Annotated in this window: 23 protein-coding genes; 5 read left to right on the top strand and 18 right to left on the bottom strand. The window is 44.6% G+C overall.

The features are described 5' to 3' along the window. Together K6Y21_RS09305 and K6Y21_RS09310 are read right to left on the bottom strand one after the other, a co-directional pair. The coding region (locus tag K6Y21_RS09305) for an Ig-like domain-containing protein (protein WP_233071562.1) at nucleotides 1–1916 on the bottom strand (1916 nt) is incomplete at its 3' end. 166 nt (nucleotides 1917–2082) lie between these two features. Then, nucleotides 2083–2592 (bottom strand): GNAT family N-acetyltransferase, encoded by a 510-nt coding sequence (locus K6Y21_RS09310; protein WP_233071563.1) that lies wholly within the window; start codon nucleotides 2590–2592, stop codon nucleotides 2083–2085. Nucleotides 2593–3651: 1059 nt separating this feature from the next. Here K6Y21_RS09310 and K6Y21_RS09315 point away from each other — a divergent pair. Both K6Y21_RS09315 and K6Y21_RS09320 read left to right on the top strand, forming a co-directional pair. Beyond that, nucleotides 3652–4968: an RNA-guided endonuclease InsQ/TnpB family protein gene (locus tag K6Y21_RS09315; RefSeq protein ID WP_233071564.1), complete on the top strand. Its 1317-nt coding sequence runs from the start codon at nucleotides 3652–3654 to the stop codon at nucleotides 4966–4968. Between the two features lie 114 nt (nucleotides 4969–5082). Beyond that, nucleotides 5083–5517, top strand: coding sequence for a lytic transglycosylase domain-containing protein (locus K6Y21_RS09320; RefSeq protein ID WP_233071565.1), 435 nt, complete (start codon nucleotides 5083–5085; stop codon nucleotides 5515–5517). Here the strand turns inward: K6Y21_RS09320 and K6Y21_RS09325 are convergent, their stop codons facing one another. From K6Y21_RS09325 to K6Y21_RS09395, 15 genes are all read right to left on the bottom strand, one after another. Then, entirely contained in the window at nucleotides 5518–6174 is a 657-nt protein-coding gene (locus K6Y21_RS09325; protein ID WP_233071566.1) for a hypothetical protein, read from the bottom strand. A gap of 59 nt (nucleotides 6175–6233) precedes the next feature. Next, nucleotides 6234–6551 carry a hypothetical protein gene (locus K6Y21_RS09330; RefSeq protein WP_233071567.1) on the bottom strand — a complete coding sequence of 106 codons (318 nt, stop codon included), beginning with the start codon at nucleotides 6549–6551 and terminating at the stop codon, nucleotides 6234–6236. Beyond that, nucleotides 6548–8521 (bottom strand): helicase-related protein, encoded by a 1974-nt coding sequence (locus K6Y21_RS09335; protein ID WP_233071568.1) that lies wholly within the window; start codon nucleotides 8519–8521, stop codon nucleotides 6548–6550. Before K6Y21_RS09335 ends, K6Y21_RS09330 begins: the two co-directional genes overlap by 4 nt. A 64-nt stretch (nucleotides 8522–8585) precedes the next feature. Further along, nucleotides 8586–9092 (bottom strand): hypothetical protein, encoded by a 507-nt coding sequence (locus K6Y21_RS09340; RefSeq protein WP_233071569.1) that lies wholly within the window; start codon nucleotides 9090–9092, stop codon nucleotides 8586–8588. Beyond that, on the bottom strand, nucleotides 9079–9525 hold the full coding sequence (locus tag K6Y21_RS09345; RefSeq protein ID WP_233071570.1) for a hypothetical protein: 447 nt from the start codon (nucleotides 9523–9525) through the stop codon (nucleotides 9079–9081). The genes K6Y21_RS09340 and K6Y21_RS09345 overlap by 14 nt, the downstream gene beginning before the upstream one ends. 250 nt (nucleotides 9526–9775) lie before the next feature. After that, nucleotides 9776–10285, bottom strand: a complete 510-nt coding sequence (locus K6Y21_RS09350; RefSeq protein ID WP_233071571.1) for a hypothetical protein — start codon at nucleotides 10283–10285, stop codon at nucleotides 9776–9778. 269 nt (nucleotides 10286–10554) lie between these two features. Further along, nucleotides 10555–11040 carry a metal-dependent hydrolase gene (locus tag K6Y21_RS09355; protein WP_233071572.1) on the bottom strand — a complete coding sequence of 162 codons (486 nt, stop codon included), beginning with the start codon at nucleotides 11038–11040 and terminating at the stop codon, nucleotides 10555–10557. Continuing rightward, a complete protein-coding gene (locus tag K6Y21_RS09360) occupies nucleotides 11037–11789 on the bottom strand; it encodes a hypothetical protein (RefSeq protein ID WP_233071573.1) in 753 nt (250 codons plus the stop codon). The genes K6Y21_RS09355 and K6Y21_RS09360 overlap by 4 nt, the downstream gene beginning before the upstream one ends. Nucleotides 11790–11882: 93 nt before the next feature. Beyond that, nucleotides 11883–12188, bottom strand: coding sequence for a hypothetical protein (locus K6Y21_RS09365; RefSeq protein ID WP_233071574.1), 306 nt, complete (start codon nucleotides 12186–12188; stop codon nucleotides 11883–11885). Nucleotides 12189–13066: 878 nt separating this feature from the next. After that, nucleotides 13067–14170 (bottom strand): RNA-guided endonuclease InsQ/TnpB family protein, encoded by a 1104-nt coding sequence (locus tag K6Y21_RS09370; protein WP_233071575.1) that lies wholly within the window; start codon nucleotides 14168–14170, stop codon nucleotides 13067–13069. A 122-nt stretch (nucleotides 14171–14292) separates the two neighbouring features. Then, nucleotides 14293–14625: a hypothetical protein gene (locus K6Y21_RS09375; protein ID WP_233071576.1), complete on the bottom strand. Its 333-nt coding sequence runs from the start codon at nucleotides 14623–14625 to the stop codon at nucleotides 14293–14295. 96 nt (nucleotides 14626–14721) lie between these two features. Next, nucleotides 14722–15186 carry a hypothetical protein gene (locus K6Y21_RS09380; protein WP_233071577.1) on the bottom strand — a complete coding sequence of 155 codons (465 nt, stop codon included), beginning with the start codon at nucleotides 15184–15186 and terminating at the stop codon, nucleotides 14722–14724. A 28-nt stretch (nucleotides 15187–15214) separates the two neighbouring features. Then, nucleotides 15215–18439, bottom strand: a complete 3225-nt coding sequence (locus tag K6Y21_RS09385; protein WP_233071578.1) for a hypothetical protein — start codon at nucleotides 18437–18439, stop codon at nucleotides 15215–15217. A gap of 139 nt (nucleotides 18440–18578) precedes the next feature. Then, the gene (locus K6Y21_RS09390) at nucleotides 18579–18905 is read right to left on the bottom strand and encodes a hypothetical protein (protein ID WP_233071579.1); all 327 of its coding nucleotides are present in this window, start codon (nucleotides 18903–18905) and stop codon (nucleotides 18579–18581) included. A gap of 152 nt (nucleotides 18906–19057) precedes the next feature. Next, on the bottom strand, nucleotides 19058–19402 hold the full coding sequence (locus tag K6Y21_RS09395) for a hypothetical protein (RefSeq protein WP_233071580.1): 345 nt from the start codon (nucleotides 19400–19402) through the stop codon (nucleotides 19058–19060). Between the two features lie 406 nt (nucleotides 19403–19808). Here K6Y21_RS09395 and K6Y21_RS09400 point away from each other — a divergent pair, with 406 nt between their 5' ends. The 3 genes from K6Y21_RS09400 to K6Y21_RS09410 all read left to right on the top strand — a co-directional run bounded on the left by K6Y21_RS09400 (nucleotide 19809) and on the right by K6Y21_RS09410 (nucleotide 22825). Then, nucleotides 19809–21227: a hypothetical protein gene (locus tag K6Y21_RS09400; protein ID WP_233071581.1), complete on the top strand. Its 1419-nt coding sequence runs from the start codon at nucleotides 19809–19811 to the stop codon at nucleotides 21225–21227. A gap of 149 nt (nucleotides 21228–21376) precedes the next feature. Continuing rightward, nucleotides 21377–22561: a DNA sulfur modification protein DndB gene (locus K6Y21_RS09405; protein ID WP_233071582.1), complete on the top strand. Its 1185-nt coding sequence runs from the start codon at nucleotides 21377–21379 to the stop codon at nucleotides 22559–22561. Nucleotides 22562–22570: 9 nt separating this feature from the next. Next, nucleotides 22571–22825, top strand: coding sequence for a hypothetical protein (locus K6Y21_RS09410; protein WP_233071583.1), 255 nt, complete (start codon nucleotides 22571–22573; stop codon nucleotides 22823–22825). Nucleotides 22826–22828: 3 nt separating this feature from the next. On the opposite strand, the gene K6Y21_RS09415 is transcribed toward K6Y21_RS09410, so the two are convergent. Beyond that, nucleotides 22829–23158: a hypothetical protein gene (locus tag K6Y21_RS09415; protein WP_233071584.1), complete on the bottom strand. Its 330-nt coding sequence runs from the start codon at nucleotides 23156–23158 to the stop codon at nucleotides 22829–22831. Between the last annotated feature and the right edge of the window lie 13 nt (nucleotides 23159–23171).

Genomic DNA, 23171 nt, shown 5'->3' on the forward strand with positions numbered 1-23171 from the left:
AGGCTTGGGAAGATACGCGGGTATTCTAACTTGAAGTTGGTACCATCCAGTTTCACCCAGTCTAAGTAGATTGAATCCGAAATCGGCCCGCCTGAGATGTTCACCTCGGTAATGTCCGGCCCATGCAAGTCACTGAGCTTGATGCTGATACTCTCAAGCCCCAGCACTGTTTGGCCATCGACAATGGCTTTGTTTTCCGCAAACACCGCGATAGATGGCGGCGTGTTGTCGATAAGTAGATTCCCTGCCGATTTTGTGGCTACGTTACCATGGCGATCTGTTGCAGAAACCACGATTTCATAATCACCATCTGCCAAGCTTCTAGTGTCAAATTGGACATCGTGGGTTTTGTAGTCGAGTCGGTCACGCTTGATAAATGGGACGGTGACCGTGTTTGCCCCTTTTTTGGCAACGGCATTGAATTTATCTACCTGCCACATATGGGAGTTCCAAGTGTTGACAGCATCTTGGTCAACCACGCGCATGTTGACGATGCCATCGGTAATAGATGTGCTTTCAATTATTGGTTCGTTGAAATCCCAAATATTTAAAATATGTGATGTGGTTACTCGGTAAGAACCATCTTCATAAGCAGAGGTGTATGCTAAAGGCACATATCCCCTACCTTCCGTAAATGCCATGCTCCCACTTATGTCACAAAATTCTTTACCAACGGGGACATAGCATGACCCAAAACTACTCACTACAACTGATTGGGTATAGCTACGCTTGGCGACAAAAACACGCACGTCGGTCAATGTGTACGGCTTGTTCTCTTCTATTGTGCAGCTTCTCCAACCAGCACTGGTCGTTATCTGACATTGAACGGATGTAGCCTTAGGTCCGTATTCCACACCTTCGGCCAAGGTAAAATCGTAATTAGCATAATGTATGGCTCGGTAGCCACCAGACGCAGTGTATTGGTAGAAATAGCTGTAACGTTGTGGGTAAGAAAATGTAACTTCCCGGTAGAGATAATCGCCTTCTTCATAACTGTACTGCCCAGCTGTCCATCCAATTTGGGAGTTATTAAAGCTAGTATGATCTGCTTTACGCATTCTCCAGCGCATGGTTACAGGCTGCTGGTATATCTTCATACCACTTTGATAGTCTTCCCATTTATTTGTTTGTTTATTTAATACTTGAGGCAATAGCTCTGGTACGTTGTTACTTATAATCGATTCTTGCTCTATCTTGGTTGTGTTTCCCGCCTCATCTTCAACGATAAATCCGACATGGTATGTGCCTGTCTTGGGAGCCATACTGGAGTTGGCCGCGGCTCCAATTGACACACTTAATGAGGCGTCGGTGGAGTTGTAAGGGGCACTGACAGTTCGCTGTATACCCTGTTCTTCGGTAAAGAACACCGCAGATTTCACTGGCGCAATATCACTCGTCACACCTGGCAAAAAAATGTCTTTAATCAATCCGCCGGTACCAAAATTGTTAATTGACCCCGTACTTCCGTGGCGACGTCGCACAGTCATCTGCCCAGTGATTTCCGGCCCTACAGTATCTCTGACAAAGCTTTTCTCTTCTCTTTTGATTAGTTTCATCGAAGTATCGAATGTTTCTTGCACTATGCGGTGATCACCATCCGAACTCACAGGCAAAACAAAACGCTTACCATAAAACTCCTTACCATCACTCGTTGCCAAGCGATCATTAATCCCTACTATTTGAGACGTTTTTTGCCCCAACTGTTTGCTGCCACGGAAGCTTGTTACTCGAATGATCCGGTCTAAACCTGCGGATACGGTGACCTCCATGTTGTTAACAGGATTCAAGTACGGTAAATCCGCCCCTCTCACGACTACTCTATTGTTGGTGTCTGTGAATTCGTACTCAAGTATTTCGGCATTAGCGGTAAAACAAGCGCCGCACAAGATGGTAATGGCAAAGGGTTTCGTTTTCATAGCAAAGTCCAGTTGTAACTGTATTCGCTAGTTATACATGCTTTAACTTAGTTTCAGTTTCATTAGAGAGACGATTTTGGGGCATCTAAGTGATTAGCAATTGCGCCGTAAACCCTCGCACGATGAGTTATCTATAGTACCAATAAATACTGTTAACAAAGTAAGCTCATTGTACAATTGTCAAACTGGGCTTGTTGAACTGAGGACTGTTATTTCTAATTGCTACCGAGAATGAGACTAAAAGATAGGATAGTTCTTCTTTATCTGACGGGAAATAGGCTGATGGTTCTAAAGGGGAGTTATTAATCTCAACATCTTTGCACACAATGGCGCCTGTGTAAGCCGACAACAACCCTCCAAGGCAATTACCGCGGTAGGCAGGCAGTACATAAACCATAGCAAGTTCAGCAATTATCTTGCCTTTTTTTGGGGAGTGTAAATAGTATGACGCAAAACCAATGACTTGATTCGCTCTTTGAAATTGTACCGTTTTAAAAGGGTGGCCAACGAAATTAAAATATCTAAAATCGCTTGGCATCAACTCAATAAGCGAATCGTATTCGCGTTGTGTTTCTAAGACAAATGCAATAATCTCATCTTGTGGCTTTGGTTTTACGCCATTTTTTAGCCGGACACACGAAGTTAATGAGGTTGTCAAATTAGGACAGCGCTTCATTACATGCCTTCCCTGTCAAACCATGGCGCTATCCGTTGTTCGCGCTTGTAATCCAGAATTACCATTAACACCATTAAGATTGCGCTTATCGTTGTTGGCACCAAGCCAACCGCTAACAGCACATCATTCTCCTTATAAACGCCAACCTGAAGGATCATGAAACCAATCAATCCAAAACGTGCGCAATATCGTTTTGTTTGTTTATCATTAGCAAAATCATATCGCTCGGAATAGATCATTAACATTAAAAAGGTTAGGGAAAAAAACGAGACAAGATAGAACATAGCAAAGTACCGTGGCTATTGAACATATAGACATTATGGACTATCTCATAGCGTTACAGCAACAATGGGAAATGATTATATTCAGGAAATGCAAAAAGAGTGCATCCAGAAGGATGCAACTCTTTTTTATTACTCGTTAATTATCCAGCCTAAGCCGAATAATTTTAACATTGGCTTTACAGCTTTACTGTAAACAACAATACCAATTATCGCACAAACTAATAATAATAAGATTTCCATAATGTCCTCCAGAGACAGTAGATACAGCCGATCCGGAAAGAACATGGAAGTTCTTATGCCAGTGGCTGAATGGTAGCCATTGGCTAATTTGTGGTTTTACTCTTAACTATGATCGCTAAGAATAGTTTTTTAACGTGTATGCTCACGTAACAAAATAGTTTGCTCAGCAAAAATAGGTTCGATTACCTAAATAATGCCATCCAATGACTAAAGAACGATTTCTTTAGATTGAATAAAAACAAACAAAAAGTTAATTAAATAGTAAAACAACCAGACAAACTATGCCTGCCAACTTTTATCAGTTTTGCTCACAATTTCGTTGATTTATTAATAATGTCTTTCTGTGACACAGTGGGTTTAACAATTTCGCCGCCAACCCTCTCCCGTTGGGATTGGTATGAAATTACCAAAATCGGCGAAAAGCTCCTACCTTCAGATGGGGGATGGATAGCCGTTATTGCGTAGCAATAAACCGATTGACAATGTAAATAGCTTGTCAGAGGATACTGTTTATATGCACAGTGGTGATTTTTGAATGAAAGATGTCCGAGTCGTTAAAATCAACATAGGCGCGCCAACACGAACTCAAAGCGAGCTTCGGTGTGAGTCTGCTCGCCTATGGAATCGACTGGTCAAACTTCACAAATACTGCCGAACGCGCCACTGGCAATGGCCCTCAAAGGGCGACTTAGAAAAACACTTCAAGGGGCGTTTTGCTCTCCACTCCCAATCCGTTCAAGCCCTCATCCAGAAGTTTTGCGCTAATATTGACGCCACTCGTACCAAGCGTAAAGAGGGGGATAAGCAAGCGCGATACCCGTGGCGCGATCAGAAAAAGTTTCAGATCGTGATGTGGAAAGGCGGTGCAGTGAAGCGCCAAGGTAACCGGCTCCGATTATCGTGCGGTACAGGGCGAAAACCTCTGGTAGTTAAAGTCCCAACCAACCTCCCGTTAGGTAAGATTGCTGCTGTTGAGCTAGGCTTTCGCGAGCTTCGCATCACCATCAGCAACGAGATTGATAAACCACTTTCAGCAGGCAGTAACATGGTCGCGGCTGATGTGGGCGTGATCCACTTGGCGGTAATGACTGATGGTGTGGTATCTGAAGCTATTGTCGGGCGAGGCCTCCGTTCGTTGGTTCAGGGGAAAAACCGAAGTCTCGCCATGCTTCAAGAGCGTTTGAGCAAGACTCAAAAAGGCTCTCGGCGTAACCGAAAGTTAAGAAAGACGAAAACGAGATTACTTGCCCGTTTTCACCAACGAGTGCATAACCTGTTGCATCATGCAGCCAACAAAATGATCCACTTTTGCGTTGAACGAGAAGCCGGCACGCTGTTTGTTGGTGATATTGCTGAAATATCACGCCATGCCAGAGTTAAGAAGAAAGGCTCTCGCAGAGCCAATCAGATGAACAGCGGTAATCCTTTGGGGATCCTCTATAACTACCTTGAGTACAAAGGAAAGCTCAACGGCGTCACCTTAAAGAAAGATAGTGAAGCCTACACCACTCAAACTTGTCCACTGTGCAGCCATCGCCATAAACCCAGTGGTCGGATCTACAAGTGCAAAAATGAACAATGCAGCTTTGTGGGGATCCGAGATAACGTTGGTGCAACCAACTTTTTGAATAAACAGTACCACGATGGAAGGATTATGGCTGGCGCTATGCTCCCCCCATCACAGGTAAAGTATCACCGACCCGTGCCGATGCGCCGGAACGGTGTAGACCGTCTGACTGGCGGCACGTTGCTAGATACCTCCCTTAAATCGGCATTGGATACCTCGGTATCAGGCTCTAACGAGCCGTCGGTGCTGGTTTCTGTGGCCTGTTCTAGAATCTCCCTCCTTTAGGTGGGAGAGCAGTCAATTGCAATATCTCGCCCAAGATTCGCCTTGAAATGCAACTCATAGACTGCCATGTATCTTAAAATAGCCATACTTTCTAGCGCATATTGGAGCAAAATTATGATACCTGCTGACCAAATACCGGAGCCCGTCGATGTACCCAGGCACGTTATTGAGCACTGTATGGTGCAATCCGCTAATGCTTATGGGTTCGATGTAAAGTGGTTAAAGCTGCTTCATCGCATGGAAGGGGGGAAGTCCGGCACCGTAAAACTCAACAAGGATGGTTCGTATGATCTAGGCATCATGCAAATTAATACCATCAACTTAGCCGACCTTAAACGCGTAAAGCCCGATACAACTTGGAAAAACCTTGCAGTTGAGCCATGTCGCAACATCGATGCTTCCGCTTGGTATTTCACCAAGATGCTGAAAAAACGCAAGGGTAATCTTTGGGAGGCCATTGGTGATTACAACTCCACAACCCCCAAAGTCAGACACACTTATTTAGTCCGAGCTATGTCAATCTATGCAAAATATTCTCATAAGTGGTAATTAAGATTGGTTCGTTTTCTTTTGGTGGAGAGTATCTGCGTATTTTTTCAATTCGGCATATCTTTTAATAACTGAGATAGCACTGTCCGATGTCATCCCAGGAAAATTACTGATGTACTGGGATAGTGCTACCATCCCCATTTGTATTGCTTTCGTCATCGGAATCGGGACGTTTTTTTGTGTCTTCCCTTTCTCTGTTAGTTGAATAAAGATTTGTGGCCCATACTTATTTGTTTGAAATTTCATCTCAAACTGCTTAGAGCTATCGCCGATGCCATGGTTACCATACTTACAGCCCATTGAAAAACCAAGAAATACGGCTGCAACTTCGATCAGTTCTTCATTCGTTACTTGAATAGAGATTTTGTCTTGCTTGTTTTGCCATTGAAACGATTTCGAGCCTTGGATAGCTGATGCCGCCTCCAACATGATGGTGTAAAAACCTCCTTGTGTAACAGAGGGCTTAACTTCACACGCCGCTTTTGTGCCGTGGGCTTTGACATTAAAGTATTCAGGAAAATGTAACGACGACTTCTCTCTTGGCTTAGCCGGTTGATTGCTGCCTGTCTGCTCCTGATAGCCAGCTTGGTATGGGGTAGGTTCAGGGTAATGAGTCATTGTTTGTTGATTGTTATGCTGAGGCCATGTTGATTGCATGTGCTTATTCTCCTCTGTGTTTTTTTTATTATGCCCCAACATCAATTAGGCGCTACTGATTAAAGAGTTTCATTTAACCAACCTAGTGGCTCACTATCCAAGAAGTCTTCTACCCCTTGGTGATAACTATCATGCCAAAGATCAAATAATGAGCCTTTCATAAAGCTCGGATGAAAGAAACAATCAACCGTAGCTGCACCATTTCTAGTGTCATTATAACCTTTTCGGCGAGCGTACCGGCGCGTAAACTGCATCATATTGGTCAGCTCTGTCCCTGTTATTTGATGCTCGTATTTCCCACTCCACACGGGTTGCCCTAGGTCATTGCAGAAAATCAACGGGCTGCGATTTGGTTTTCCCGTGCTTTTAATCATCATGTTTTTATCTCCATATCGATCTGGGCTCCGATTTCTTCAATCAACGATAGCGGTACTGTTTGGCCGTACACGCCTATGTTGCTGGCCCCGTGCTGTAAAGTTCCACTTTCTTTAATATCTCCAACTCCACGGTTTTGCATATCGAGCAGGGCTAACTCAAAGCCATCGGTTGTGGTGCGTATTTGCTCTAGTCGCGCGAGGGACTTGTCACTCACCTTGTACGGTAAAAACATATCAAAACAGCAAGTGCCACCAGCGCGCGCCCCTCGTCCCCGCAATTGATGCAGGGTTACCGCTCCAAGTCTTTCAGGGCTGTAGATCAATACATGGTTCAAATTGGGTACGGTTAAACCACACTCAACCACTGTGGTTGCAATAAGAATGTTGATTTGGCCTGTTTTGAAGGCTTGCATGGTTGTTTCGTTTGTCTGTGCATCGATACCTGAGTGAGCTTTACCAACGATGATATGCTTGTTGAATTTGCTTTGGTTCCTTTGGATCAACTTGCTCCACTTTTGGTGCATATCTTCGACGCTATTTAAATCAGCCATTGGGTTGTCAGGCGATGGATTGTCGGCATCTTCTTTCCTTGGGCAAATAATGAGTATCTTTGATCCTGCATTTAAGCTTTTAAATACACTCTGTAACAACAACTTGCCTTCCTGCCGCTGATAGATCCTTGAAACAAACTCTTTGTTTACATGACACTCCCGCAATGTATAAACTGGCACTAAACCATGCCTCATCCAACAATAAGTTCGTGGGATCGGTGTGGCAGTCACTTCTAAAAGCGATGTTGTGCCCGCTAACAGGGCATTTCGCTGCTCTGTGCCGAATTTATGCTGTTCGTCTATGACAACGAGGTCAAAGTCATGCTTCCACTTTTTTGATAATAACCCCGTTGTGCCTATCCAGAGTGCGCTATCCTCATTTATGACTTTGGCGCCATCGCAGACCAATTGAGCATCCAGCTCTGGCCAATAGCGGCAAAACTCTTGATGTTTTTCTTCGGCTAGGTTTTTTGCTGGTAGCATGATAGCGACTCGCCCTCCGGCTTTAATGACTGCTGCAACCACCAAGCCATATACGGCCGTTTTGCCGCTCCCGACATCACCTATGAGCATCGCTTTTAAGACGTGCGGCTTTGCGAGATCGTTTGTAATACGCTCAACTGCGCTAGTTTGCTCATGGGTTAATTGAAATGGTAACCCAGAACAGTTTTCTCGCCATTTAGTTAGATTGAGTGGCTGCCTATGTTGTTCAGTTAGGCGATGGCTGATCTTTTTTAATTCACTCAGCATGGCAACAGCAGCAACCCGGTTTAAAATTTTAATGCACCGCTCGCCCTGCTCTGGTGTATCAGGGAAATGCGCTTGGGCTAATACTTCTTTCAGTGTCATATTGTGACAACGAAGGATTTCTCTTATTTGTTTATTGGAGTTAAATATCTTGTGTAAGAGCTCTCTCAGCTCTGTTTCAGCCTGAGGCATGACTTCGTGCAGGTGTTGTTTTTGCCAATGTAAAACTGTTTCCGGTTTTAGCACACCGCGCTTTCCATTATACTGCGGCATCACTTTACCCACTTCACTCACTTCGATTTGCTTTGCTTTATGGCACCACATTGTAGCGCCCAAGTAACTTACTTCTCCAAGTAAAGCAATCCAGTCTGACTCAAGTAGTTTTTGTTTCACTTGTTCAACATTACGTTTATTAGTAAAGAGCATAAATCTTAACTCGTTACCTGAGTCATCAAACAATCTCGCTTTTACCCTGATACTTTGTTTGTACTCAAGCTCTATCGAGTTCGGTTTTAGCTTGCCGACAAACGTGAACACTATCCCCTCCTGATAACCGCCAACATTGAAGTGAGTGATTGGGAATCGGCAATCAATATACCCAACTGGCGGGTAAAGGGCTGCTTGCCATGGCTCAGATATACCTAATGATTTGAGTTTGCCAAGCTTTACCATTACCTCTCCCCTTGTATAGCAAAATCTTATATCAAGGGATTTGTATCACGATGAGCACCAACCGCTACTTAGTTAGTTTTATTGAAGCATTTGAGCTCATAGCAACATCAACTACTTTTATGCTTTTCATATTACGAGAGGAGAAACTTAGTAATGTACCCGTCAAGAAGTATCCAAAACTCAACAAAACCAAGGTCAAATATGCCTGAATAATGGCTTCCATCCACGCGTTTACAGCCTTCTGGATAGTTGTTTGTGAGGTTTCACATTTCTGGGGGACTTTCGCTATCGAAGACGCTGACAAATCGGTAGCGGATCCACAACGAGATATGTTCAGATAACCTGGTTGAGCCTGTTGAAGATCTTGAATCATGCTAACAATCTCGCTGTTGATCGTTTGCCTTAACCCTTGGTCTTCATTAAAAGTAAAGGTCACCATAAATAATAATAAGCAGAGCATTGTAATTGGCCAGAGCACAAGTACCTTAAAGGCAGAGACGCCGGTATTCACAAGCAGAATTACATTGCTCTTGACTATTTCGGGGATGTTCTTAAAGTTATTGGATAGCATCGCTATTTCCTCTTACTGTTTTTAAATAAGTTTCATATTCATGGAATACTACTTGAGCTAGCTCAGGAACAGGCTCACCAAACAGGGTAGCTTCATGGATGACAAGTTCTCTGCCTTGCTGTGGCTCATATACAGAAATAATCAATTCCAGTGGCCCGGTAATGACGCTAACTGTTTCGACTGGTTTTCCAACTACACATGTTGGTGTTTCATACTTGTCGGGTAGCGAAGTGATCTCTAGTCTTTTATTCATACCAGAGTTCTTAATCAGACCATTTTCAAAATAGTAATAGTCGACTATCTCTGAGGCTTCATTGAGAACACAATCAGTATCAACGGCGACCCATTCGCCGTCTATTGGTAGAGATTTATTAAATTCGATACATGACGACAGACTGACAGCCATTAAGACTGCAATGGACACTTTTTGCATTGCTTAACCCCGATTACTAGTATTTCATTACACTAGCAGGAGTCATTTAGAAATATTTTCACTCTCCTACACGTTTTTGGGGATCTAATGTAATTATTGGGAAACAGAGATATTTTTTAACTTTCCCCTCATACTCGAACTACCTGATCATTGCCACCCACTGAAGAAAGTAGCTTCCCGCCAATTTTGGGTAATGAATTCACGAGATTTACGGCGAAGAAGGTTTTAACTGTTTTAGTGTCCGATGTCGCTATCCTGTTTCATCGCATTTGGTCCCTAGTAGGCCCGCAACATTCATCAAGGATTGTAAGTTTGAAATCAAGTGCAACACCCTCATACCGCCATATCTAAAATCATGAACCTGCCTAATACACAAACTATTCTTGATTTTTATAAACTGGTAATGCGGGTTATCTTCGTTCAGTTTGTTTATCATCTCGAGCTCAATATCACAGTCTAATAATGCACTCACTGACATGATTTCAGTTGATGGTGTTGATTCACCATCTAACAACCAGCCTCGATCTATGGCTTCAAATACAAACTCTAAGCCATTTGAATACATAACAATGCACCCTTCTCGGCATTTATTCTGTTTTTCTTGCTCGATTGCGTGAGTGTCTATTTCGTCCGGTAAGAATGTGTGGAGGATTTCAGCTAATTCGTATAACTCCAGATTACTGACGATATGATGCAATTCCGGTACAATCGCAACCTCTCTCCTTAATTCAATTTGCTGCCCTGTTCGACTTTTAAGCATTAGTGGATTACTCCTTCGACAATAGTAAACCTTCCAATTTCATTGCCTGTTGAAGTTAAAACTCGGCCCTCTAATGTCCGCTGGTTGTAAGGAAACTTGAATTCCTCAAAATCGCAGTTTAACTTCGCTTGAACAGACGCGCTCAGAAATCGTTCTGTTATTGGACCAAAAACATCTAGTGACCACGCCTCAACAGCGTTACTTGCTCGATCAGAATAGATCCTTGAAGGCTCAACATCAAAAAAATGAACTTTTGCAACCATAGTGCCTCACATCATGACGAAATAGATTGAATAACAAAACATCGCTATACACATAACGTTTTCAATAACCCCGTTCACGCTAAAGTTAATCGGACTAACGAACCGGCGCTTTGCAGGCCAAGTAAGAGGAAGCCCACTAGTACCAAAAACGTAATCACCTAATAAATGTGACATATACCCCCAGACTAGGTAAAGCCCCCATAACGGCAAGTCTCCGGAAGCCCAGAATAAACCATAAACACAGGCAACAACGGCGATTAAACTATGAGTGACTCCTCTATGCCCAAAGAATGCGCTTACTGGGTAGCTGATAAATGGGACGAATTTTCCTGCCCTTGAGCTTGGGTGATCAATATCTGGAAGGAGCGAGCCAACCCCCACCAGCACCACTTCCAAGTAGAGAGGAAACCAGTCCTTTTGGTCACCATAAATGTAGGGCCTAGCCAGCACCCAGCTGGCTACGCCGAACATGATGTGATTGCGAGCGATCATAACTCGCTACCATCTTCCCGACGGCCACCGGGATTATCTTCCAACGTTTGCAGTTGATTAACACGGCTAGCCATGGTTTCTTTTTCACGTTCGTATTGAATTTGTTCATCTTCCATGCGGTTTTGACGTCGACGCTCTAAACGCGCTTCCAAATCATCAAACGCTCGGCGAAACTCTGCATCATTGTTTAATGACCGTTGTTGCTGCAACATGCGGTTAAATTCGTCATATGGCAATTTTACAAGCATGAAGATGTGCTTTTGACCATCCATGACTACGGGCTTATTTTTGATGGTTTCAACGCCCACCAGCGCTACGTTGTCAAACACAGCATCAATCAGCAACTCACTGGTATCGGTATAATCACCTTCAATACCAATGTCTTTTTGACGACTGCGCTCTTGACCTGAGAGCTCTAACTTATACTGTTTTGCCAGCTCTGCGTAGGCTTGCAAGCGTGCTTTTTTAACCGCAAAACCAAGGCTTTTACTGTGAGCGGTGCCAACAGCATAGATACCCGTACCATCTGGCCCAGGAGGAGTTAAAAACCAATCCGGCACCAAGGATAGTTCATCTTCCATCCGCTCATTTTCTTGCTCAATGCGCTCTTTACGCGCTTCTTCACGCATTTTAGCAATTTCAATTTGTTCCTCAGCAATGTCTTCCGCACTCATTTTTGATGAACAAGCACTTAGTAATAACATTGAAGCTGCAGCGGTAACTAATACCGGTGTGATTAACTTACGCATTGTTTCTTCCTCATTGTTAGATTGCGCTTATAAGATCTCACAGCTATCTAAAGGCGCTACTGGATTTTTAGTTACACAATTGCTGTTTGTTTCTTAAACGTTTGGAACTGCAAATACCGCGCAAGGTCCATCTTCGGTATCATTAATCGTGAGGATAAATGCGTTAGCCACATCGACAAAAGGTTGCCAAGGTGTGCAGTCATTCACCTCGCCGTTGAACCACGCTTCAACAAAATCATCATCGTAGCTATTTTCCATCGATACTGTTAGCAAACTGACATTATTCGCTTGCCGCCATTGTTCAAACTCTTCCGGAGTCGTGCCCTCATCCCAATTTGGTAATTCGGGGTGAAAAAAGAATCCGTTTTCATCGCGTACCACTTCAACTGGCTGAATCATGTTATATCTCCATTGGATTGATTAATTTGGATTGTGCACTTTTTGCCTGATAATCCACCAAGCCACAGCCGACAAATTGAGCTTCTGGATGTTAGGTTAAGAGTGTTCTCATACATTGTCTCGGTTAATCTCTCACTCTGCATTTTGGCCCACCGCAACTTCGGCTCAACCCATGTCTTAAGTTTTGCCCCAACACGAGCGCTTTGAAGCCACATTCACACTGACAAAGGAATTGCTGCTTTCGGTGCATGTCTGAGCCTTTATTCTCCAGCACCAACCATCTATGCACCTTTACGCCCGGTGATAGCTTTATCGCTTTCTGATGGCCAAGGTCTTTTCTCAAGTGACCGCATGACTTTATGGTTCCACGTCTGACCGCGGATGCTGCCCTTAACACACATTTTCCACATGAGCAGCGGAACAATGTTAATGCTGCACCGTATTTGTCGCGCTTCGACGTCATTCTGATTACCGTAAGTTCAGCGATAACTGTTCCTGGCGCTAAAGTAAGCCTTTTAGTCACAAGCTTTATATCTATTATTTATACTTAATTTAACAATAACCGATAGCCAGAGCTCTACTATCTACTAATGATGTGTATTGTGGATTCCGTCTCATATTTCTGCACCTAAGGCATAGCCTCGGCTAGTTAACCCGAAATATGGAATGGCACTGCTCACCAAGACAAAACAAGCCTTCGAGCAGATTTAAGTCCTGGATTGGCTTTAATTCTTCTTGCGACCATCCCGCATCTTCGGTTATATCTGCTTCGGTTAACCAGCGAATGTCCAGTGCCTCATTGACTTCTCCCCTCCCTAAAAGGGGATTCTTGCTTCAAGGCGTTATGCCCGAAGTTCATTAGAACAATCGGGACTTACTTACGCTCCACAAGCTAACACCGCTTGCCCAGCGGCTTGGATATTTATAGCTGCATTGGTATCACGGTCTAAGCGTATTTCACACGCAGGACAAGTCCAATGCCTTATGTGCAACGGCAGAGAATCAACAACGTGACCACAGCAATTGCAACGCTTACTGGACGGATACCACTTGTTAATTTTGACCAGTGTTCTGCCGTACCAATCAGCTTTGTACTCAAGCTGTCTAACCATTTCTCCCCAATTGGCGTCACTAATGGCTTTAGCCAGTCTCGGATTCTTGACCATGTTTTTAACGCTCAAACTCTCACAGCTAATCACTTGGTTTTCGTTTATCAACTTAGTGGTGAGTTTGTGGGTAAAGTCGCGGCGGCAGTCGGCAATCTTTGCCTGAATGCGAGCAACTTTTACTCTGGCTTTGTGGAAGTTAGCAGATCCCTTCTTCTTCTTAGAAAGGCGGCGTTGTGCCTGAGTCAGTTTCTTCTCGTACTTTGCAGTATGGCGGGGATTGCCAGATTTAAACCCGTCAGCGGTAATTACAAGGTCGGTCAAACCCAAATCAATGCCAGTAGTCTTTTTGCTAACAGGCAGTGGTTTAGGCTCGAAGCGGCACAGCATAGACACGAAGTAACGGCCTGCACTGTCTTTCGAGATAGTGATGGTGGTTGGTTCGCTTGGAAGCTCAAACGACCAGCGAACATCGAGCGGCTGTTTGGATTTAGCAATGTAGATATTGCCGTCTTTAAACTTAAATGCCGACTTGGTGAATTCAGCACTTTGCTTACTGCGCTTCTTCTTAAAAGTTGGGTATTTGGCTCGACCATCAAAGAAATTTTTAAATGCAGTTTGTTGATGACGCAGGGATTGTTGAAGTGGAACACACGATACGCTATTAAGCCAGTCAAACTCAGGCTGTTTCTTGAGTTCAGTCAGCTTAGAGCTTGCCGTGTTGTAGTTGATTCTCTGACCTTTATTGTAGAAAGCATCGGTTCGCCATTTCAGGATCGTGTTGTAAACGAATCGCACACAGCCAAACGTCTGCGCAAGCAATTGAGCTTGTTCGGAAGTTGGGTAAAAACGTTGTTTGATTGCGATATCTTCCATACTTACAAGAACACTGTTTTTTTGAACAGTATATATCAACCTTAAACAATCGGGTAGTTTTTGCTCCTTCGGAGCAACCGCTATCCCTCCCCGCCCGATGAGGACGGGGTTTCTCGCGGGATTTAGATGACGCTATCAATGCCACCATTAAAGCTGTCCAAGCCACCAAAAAACGGATTTTCCCACACGACTAGATAAGTCTTGCATGGGAATCGACTTTGGATTTTATGTATCATATAAGCGTAACGCTCAGCGTCCGTGGCTTTAAGCAAGTAGGCTTGGTCATCGAAATCAAAGTCACCATCGACAATTCCAAGTAGTTTTTCTGTCCGCTTAAATGCCGCATTCTCGACTTCAACGGACAGCTCAATATCAAAATATCGCTCGCACTCAGTTGTGTGCTTGAGGTTGAACAAAAATAGACATAATGCTTGATCGCGTATTGAAGCTGGCATTATTACCTCGAGTTGGCTTTGATTAAGTTGATAGGGTTAGATTAACCCTATCAGTTGAAGGCGCTACTGGTTTTTCTGGATAATTGTGTCTTTAGCTTAGCCAATTCCCTTCGCATGGGTCCAACCGGTCTCCCATGCCATATAGTTAAAACAGCCATGAGGATGAGGGTTGCTATCAATACTTTGTAGGCATCGGTAGGCATCAATGCCTGCGTCATATGCCGCCCAAGCATTCTCTTGCTCGCTTTCTGGTTGCCCCTGAACTTTCCAAAACCACTTAACGCGCTCACGCCACTTGGGAGATGTAGCATTAGGCACTAACTCAAAAAAGAAAAGAGGACATGAAGAAGCTGACGGCCCCTCTGCTTCGGAAACGTCTTTAATTCCTCCAACTAACCACACAATTTCTCTGGATTGAGCGTCTTCATTGTCACCCTCGAATACGACCCAGTAACTCTCATGACCTCTTTTTTCATCTAATTCAGCAGGAAACACAACTAAGGGAAATCGCCTAAATTCCTCTTCTATGCCTTCATAAATTCTATGCAAGTTTTCGTTCATCACTATTTCTCATTTCCGGTTAATACAACTAATTTTGTACGATAGATCGCCGTTGTGCCAGATAACTGCCTTTGACTTTACCTGCCAGTAATGATGCCGTGTCCGACACACTTGAATTGTCTACCAAGTCTTGTGTGAGTGATGGACCGAAATCCACCGACTGCTCCAATAAAAACACCTTGGCTTTTAGCACTTTGGATTTCCCGTTTTCATTCCAGCTCTTGCATTGGCGCCGGCCTTGCCAATCGACGCGATCTAAACCCGATGCAGCCGCTAAAACTTGCTGCAAATTGTACTCAAGTAGGTTCCAATCAAGAGCATCTATTTGAGAGCACCATGAACTAACTAGGTTTGTGGCTTTAGACTGGCCATGCTTACCAAGCCATTGATAAGCGCCCTTGGCCGTTAATGCAACATGCGTCTCAAGATAGCTCAGTGCTTCTCTTTCATCCACGCAGGTAAGCTTTCTTCTGCTTTGGCTAACTTGCTGTTCAATTTTATTCGCCAGTCCTATCATCGCTGGGTAATTTGACTCAATCGCTTTGCGCTCGGCATCGGTAGCCAACAGGTTTAGCACCTCTTTCATGCTGCTCAACACGCTACCATACTGCGCCAGCCAGAAACCGAATTGTTCTGCTTTGGCCTCACCAATCAGGCCCAGGATGTTCAACAATTTTGCGGTGCGATAGGCTGAGCGAATTTGAGTGTCGTGCTGAATAAACGTCATTACACGGCTTGTTACTCGTTGCAATGCAGTATTGACGGGATCTGCTTTCATGGCATCCATCACCGCCTTAGCTTCAAGACGGTTAATATTTCTTGCGCGCCGAACAGCCATCAAATGCTGCGCTTTTTGGCTTCGGTGTGTTGCCATATCGACAACAAAAGGTACTTGCTCAATCACTTCACGCTTGCTAAGGCCAAGCTCAAACAAGTTCGCGTTATTAAAAATCTCCACCCGCTTGATGTAAGCAAGGACATAACGACGGTTAGTGTCACTCACTGACAAACCAAGCCCGTTGAGCAACTTGAATACGGGGCGTGTGCCGGTGAACTTGCGTGTCGATACCCGATACTTTAGGCAGTATGCTAGCTGCTTGTCATGCAGTTGGATCAGCTCGTCTAACCCGCCAAACGACTCAAACTCTGAAAAAGCAAAATCATCAAACTCAAACGCATCCGCCGCGGGAATATCATCACTCGCTATATCTAATACCCTCTGGGTTGTCATCATGTAGCTAGGCAGGTAGTAACTGACTTCTGCGGTTGTTTGCACTGATAGGTTGGATTCGACGGCTGGCGTGTAGGTGATCAGTGAGGCGCGGCCGACTTCATAGCGGCTTGCTTTCTTATTCCACTGGCGTTTTCTCGCGCTGGCTCTAACTCGCACTGGCAAACCAGCAACGTGATTTACGCGGCAACCTTTAATGCCACTGGTGAATAGCGCTTGATTAGGCAGGGTTAACGTCTTGCTTTGACCTACACTCATGTCAGCTAGGTAAGTGATAATAAAACCGGGCTCTAGGTTCATCACTTTGCTTGTGGCCATATCAACCAACTTATACTCATTGCCGCTTAGCTTGGTCGCTTTCACTTTGCGATTATGCACCGCTTCATTGCTTAGTAAGCAATTGCCCGCACCCAATAACTCACTCACGCTATCAGGCTTGATCCAAGCTTCATTGATGTCCCATGGCAACATATCGTCTTCACTTGCCGCAGGTTTAAAGATTTGAGCCACCAGCGCGTCGGGGATTTTGGGGGCTGTCAGGCGTGTAAATAAGCCTTTCTCAGCCAGCTCCGTATTTAGCGCAGGAAATGGCAAACGCTTACCAGAGCGTACCAGCTCAAGGATTTTTAGTGGACGGTATGGCAAAGCACAGACACCATGCAATGACCATAGTAGAGATAGCAATACGGCATGCTTAGTGGTGAACATTTCCCACATTGGCGATTGCAACCGGGCGATATACATTTCCAAGTAATCCGCTTTCACTTTGTCGCTCATGCTCGTGTCATTGATAATATCTTGCACGCCTTCATCTTCCATTACGCGACCTTGATCCACCAGCGCCTTAAATTGGGCGGCTATTTTTACGCTGTCTTCACTGATTTGCGCCGCATACCACACCAACTTTTCTAAAATCCTTGGGTGCAATACATTCGGTTGCAAAAACACGTTGTTGTTCGCCGCAGGATCGTAAGCTTTAGGGTGATAGATCCGCGCATTCACATCGGAAGTGACGCGGGCAACGTAATCGCGTAGTCGTGAGGTAGCATCGCCAAAGCGACCCCAGCGCCACTCTTTACGGTATTGTAGCTCCGATGAGTTTTCAGAGTTGACCATTCCGCAAGTAACACAGCCATATCGAGCGCTGCCGTTGCAACTGGTATCGCCATTTTTGCCCGTTGCTACATCGCAAGTATCGTTAGCCCCTTCACCATAAATGTTTAGCAGTAAGCCAAAGTTCCCAGCATAACCGGCAATACTTTTGCCTGTTATTGGTTTCGTCATTGGATCGCCACCCATTCTTAGCAAACAACTGAATACTTCAGGGGTTGACCATTCTGCTATCGGGGCGAATCGCCATACTTGGGCCTTATCCGCTTCGATGATTTGTGTTGCTAACGCTTTGGCGGTTAACTCACTGACGCCTTGCTTTTGCATGTTCATCGAACGGCGTGATGATTCAGCCGAACGAGAGCCAGAACAACTAACCCAGTTTAGCTCCTGGTGCTTCTTGGGTAATGATTGTTTAACCTCGCGCAATAACGCTCTGGCTGTATCCAACTTCCAGATAATGCTGCAATCTGCCGCACGGCCTGACGCAGCGGTAGCAGGTAGCTTCATGGCACCAAAGAATAGTACCGACAACTGCTTATTAATTGGCGGTGAACCAATTTTTAAGATCAGGTTAATCCCTTCGGCTGCGCAGTATGCTTTCAACTGCTTATGCGCAAACGGGACGTAGCAAGTGATTGGCTCTGGCTCTAGCAAGGTATCAATCGTGGTAACCACCAGCGGGTGATCGCGCTCTATGTAGCCCACCTTTATCGCCCTGCGCATTGCTTCAACCGCACCATTCAAAATAATCGTTGAGTCTTTTGCCATCGAACTTCCGATTTGCAGCGCTGCGCCTGTTTTTAACAGTTCAACATAACCAGCCACCATGTCCTCATACATAGCATGTATTTCGCTATCTTCGGCGGCTTTTAAACTATCAAGATCAAGGATTGAGATTAGCTCTGGCATCGGTGGTTAGCTCTTAGTTAACTTTGAGCTAATGGTAACTCGGCGTTGAGAAGGCGCTACTAAGGCACAGGGTTATGCGGAGGTGTATTTCCGCAGCCCTGTTAGCAACGATGTTATAGAGGGAGTTTTACTTAGGCTATTAGGCAAGTAGGTTATCACCAACTTTTGCTTTGGCTTTCGCTTTGGCTTCTGCGTCTAACGCTTCACGGACGGCTTTACCTTTACCTTGGTTATTAGCCGCATCAACTGTTATTTCTACATGGTCAGTCGCTTTTTTCTGGTTTTGCATTTCTATTTTGTATCGCTGCTGAGGATCAAGCGATGCTGTATTGCTATCTTCATTGTACTTCTCAGCCAGTTTGTTCACGGTCTTTGTTACGCCGTGATCGTCTATTGACACAAGTAAATGATAAGCATCATTAGCATTATTAAGCGCTTTGCGGGCATGTTTCAATGTTGTTGTCATTGGTTGATCCTTATGATTGAGTAAAGAGCTGGCTAACCAGCATCTATTTTTGTGATGTAGTTGTTTACATTAGTGGCTATTCCTGCAACTCTAAATGATGCATACGAAAGCTCCTTGTTGAGTCGCAATATACAGCGGCGGCGCCATTGAAATTAGTCACACTTAGAGGCAATAACACCTGAAGCGATTGCACCAGTACCAGCGCCGGTAGCAGTGACTACAGCTGTACCACCCGCCATACCCGCGCCACCAGCAGCTAAACTACCACCACCTAAAGCTGCAAGGCCTGCGCTACTTGCCGCAGCACCGCTCAATGTACCACCAGCTACACCAAAGCCTGCGGCACTTACCGCGGCTCCGACAGCTGGGGCTGCAGCTAGCGCAACGCCACCTGTGGCAACGGTTGCTGCCACTACAGCCAAACATTTGCCAGGGTTGTCTGTTACATAATCTACAGTCCCACCAACAATGTCACAAAATGTGTCAATAATACCCATACTTCACCTCATCGATTAATGATTCTCGCACCCGCTTAAAAAGTGGCCGCACATTAGGCGCTACGTTTATAGCTAACCTTAGCCACTAAATCTTAGGCAGCAAGACACAACCAAGTCAAGAACTAAATTGGCACAACAATGAAAAACCAAAAAACAAAAACAACCCTTACTGGTGATTGATTTACCTCATTTTTAAAGAAACTATCACCATGTTGACAAATTTAGGTATTAATGCGATATACAAACCATCTAAGATAGAGGGTTACTCATGTCCACTACAATTTTATCATTCAACCCAAACGCTAAGTTTAACCACATAAAATCAGCGTACTCTTATGTTTTTGAACAAATATGGCTACTTCACAGGTACGCAATAGACTGCATTGCTAATGGTGATAGAAATAAAATGCAAATATTCGCCAAGAGATTGATGTTTTGGGGGGCTACAATTAGAAGATTAAATCGTTCAGATGATCATCAGCTCAACGATATTTTGCGTTTACTTGATTCGGGTATCAGCGCTTTTGATCTCATTAGCAAGCTAAAAAATAACGAGACTTCATTAAAAGAACTAGATCGCAATTTGATAATCAAAGAGATGGAAGAACACGCCATTATGTTTCCTGTATCCTTTGATACTCACCCATACCCCTTCTCGATGATGCATACAATTATTGAGAACCCTCTATATGTATACCAGCCTTTTTTGATGCTACCTCCGATCGAGAATCTTATCGATATTGCAGTGATTAATGCCCTTCAACCCTATGAAGACGATTTTATGGACCGACCTAGCGATCAGAAGAATTTGATGGGTTCACGCGTTCTCCGCAAGCGACCTTCACACGATGATCGCCAACCTCTTTCATTGGAAAGAGCTCGTAAAATTTATCAGTATATTAATGCAATTCATGGCTCCCATTATTGGGCATATATAATGCAACTCGTTGGTGACGGTAAAATCAGCTTGAATAAAAATGAATTTTCTTCAGCCGTCGAGTCTGACATCGAAGGTTTATTGAAAGAATGGGCTGAATATGTGTTTAATTCCCTAACGCCAACCCCTGAGCCAACAGGAAAACTCTTTGATGAACTATTAGACACATCCGCTTTAGGAAGCGAAGGGCTCTTAAAGGTTTGCCCCGCTACGCTAGAGCATCTGTGTATGTTAGGTCAATCGAATCATATTGGCGAGCTGATCGCTCATAAACTCGAATCTCAATATATGAAAGACAAAAAAAACTCTCCAACCTTTGAAACTAAGGGTTTTGGCTGTTTATCTCAGTTGTCTAAGTGGTATAAGGCTACAAAAACGAAGTTTAACACTGAACCATCACAAATCCCTGCCAATATTGCCCCTGCTTTGTATTTTCATGTCACTGAGAGCGACGGACTTCAATATGTTTCATTTGGAAAATACGACATTCTGAAAGGAATGGATAAAGCGAGTGTTCAAAGCCGTCAAAAATTGGTCTCTGCACTCATCAGAACTTATCTGTATTTCTACAATCCTATCGGGCATTGCTTTCTGCAGGTTGATAGAAGTGACGCTAACCGCCTTGATGATACAGCAATCAGCGTAGATGAATATATTGCTCAAATTGAGAATGGGCAAAAAACCACAGTGTATAATCCGTTAATGCAAGCTTGGAGTGATTATCAAGAAAAAACTGCAAGGGATCGGTTTAAAAGGCCTATGAACGAATTCAACAAGCGTTGGGGGGGGACGTTGGCCATGATCGACAGACAACGCCAAGCTAGTATAACACAACCCTTCCCTGTGGATTTCCCGCTCCCGTTATGGGCTAGAAAAAGCTTTAAGTAAGTAGGCATTTTACCAAAATCGGCGGAAAGCCCCTTCGTTCAGGTGGGGGATGGATAGCCGTTATTGCGTAGCAATAAACCGATTGACTAGCGCCTTTCCCTATCTGCTCAATACTAGCTCCATCAAGCAATCGCCTTTTGGAGCTAACCATGATTGATGCACAAATCGAATTGAAACAGCAAAAAATCACTGTCGAGCACGACTTAGCCTTTGTCGGTATGACGGGCAACGAAGGTATTGGTGCGACCGTGGCCACACGGCTAACCTACGCTCAGTTTGTTGCAACGTTTCCCTGCGAGGATGAAACCAAGCAGGTGAAAGACCGCTATCAGCGCAATGCAGAAAATTCCCGCGTAAAAGGGATTTATCGCTATCTTGTTGAGCGTCGCAATACTGTGTTTCCAAGCGTGACTGTCGTGGTTTGTGATTTGGCAACCATAGCTAAGCGCTTTGTTTACACCAACTCAGGCATCGAGATTGTTGAATTTAATTTGCCCGCCACCAGCGACCGAATCTTGATCGATGGCCAAGGCCGAGTCTCAGGCATTGCCCTTGCCCTAGCCGAATGCCCTGAGCTAGCTGATTACCACATTGATGTGAAAGTGATCCCCGTACCCACGGCCACCCTTTATGAATCACGCACTTTTATCCGCCAAATTTTTTCTGATTTTCACGCCGGTAAAAAACCCAATAGTTCACAAACCATCTTTTTTGATAGTGCAACAGGCCTGAGCCGATTGACTAATGAGCTAGCCGACTTAATTGAAGCGACCCCTTGTTTTGCCAACTTTATTGCCCGTGATGGTAAGCCAACCGTCGGACAAATCTTCACTCTTGCTCAGTTAACCAACTTTGTGCGCCTCGCCCTTGGCGGTAAAACCAAGGCGGTACTCGATAGAGAGCTCGCCGATGTCAGCGTTTACGACCTGTATTTGGGCGCTCTTTTGCAATTTTTTGATGCGTTAGCCACAAGCTTGCCTTGGGCGTCGATTACGTCACAGCAGGACAATAAAGAATGGCTAGCCGCTAAAGCCAATAGTCTGTTTTGCTACGCCATTACCTTCTACGCGTTTGGTCATGTCATTCATTGCATGCTTGCGGAAGTGGAAGCAGGCAAACGCCAGTGTGTAGATGGCTTGATTGACTTTTCTGAGTTGTCACAGCTCGACAATCTGGCGCTTGATGATTTTGCAGATGAAATTTGGCAAGACTTAGATGTAACGCACACCATCGAAGGCGCTCTTAAAGTGGTTCGCGGCTCTGAGAAGCGCTTAGCGCGCTACCTTTGTAATGAGCTTCGCATCAAAGTTAGCCGTCAATTGCTAAAAGACTAGGAGCCAACCATGGAACATCTGCTCGATTTAAAGGATCATGTTTGCCCCAACGTGATGATATATGTGCGCCGAGCACTACAAATGAGTGAATTACGCGGGCAATCAGTACAAATCAAAACCATTGAAGCCAGTGCGCCACGGGATGTGCGCGTGTTTCTCGGCATGTGTCCAGAGTTAGGGTTTACCATCGGCGATGTAACGCAGCATAATAGCGCAGAAGGCACTTACTGGCTGATTAATCTTACCAGCGCGCCTCCAGCGTAGCCGTTATTGTTGGGTGGTCACTGCAATGGGCGGTACTTGCACATATTTAAACCCGACTAGGCCGAGTGCTTTTGCCCGAGCCCTGGCAATGGTTTTGGTTTGATATGGATAAATGCCTGCGGCAGCCAGTGCTTGTACTGCCTTTTCGGGAAAGGCTATCATCCAGATGTCGTCTAAAATGCACTTGCCTGCGTAGTTCGTTTTGATGAGTGCGCCTTCTTCGTTCACATACGCGATCGTTTTTTGGTGTGCATAGTCCAGATCAACACTGATAACCTCACCATCGCTATTATAAAATTTGGGTACCGCGTGACCGCTTATTAGATACCACATGCATTCCTGCCCC

The organism is Motilimonas eburnea (assembly GCF_021295345.1).
Lineage (GTDB): Bacteria > Pseudomonadota > Gammaproteobacteria > Enterobacterales > CBDFNC01 > Motilimonas > Motilimonas eburnea.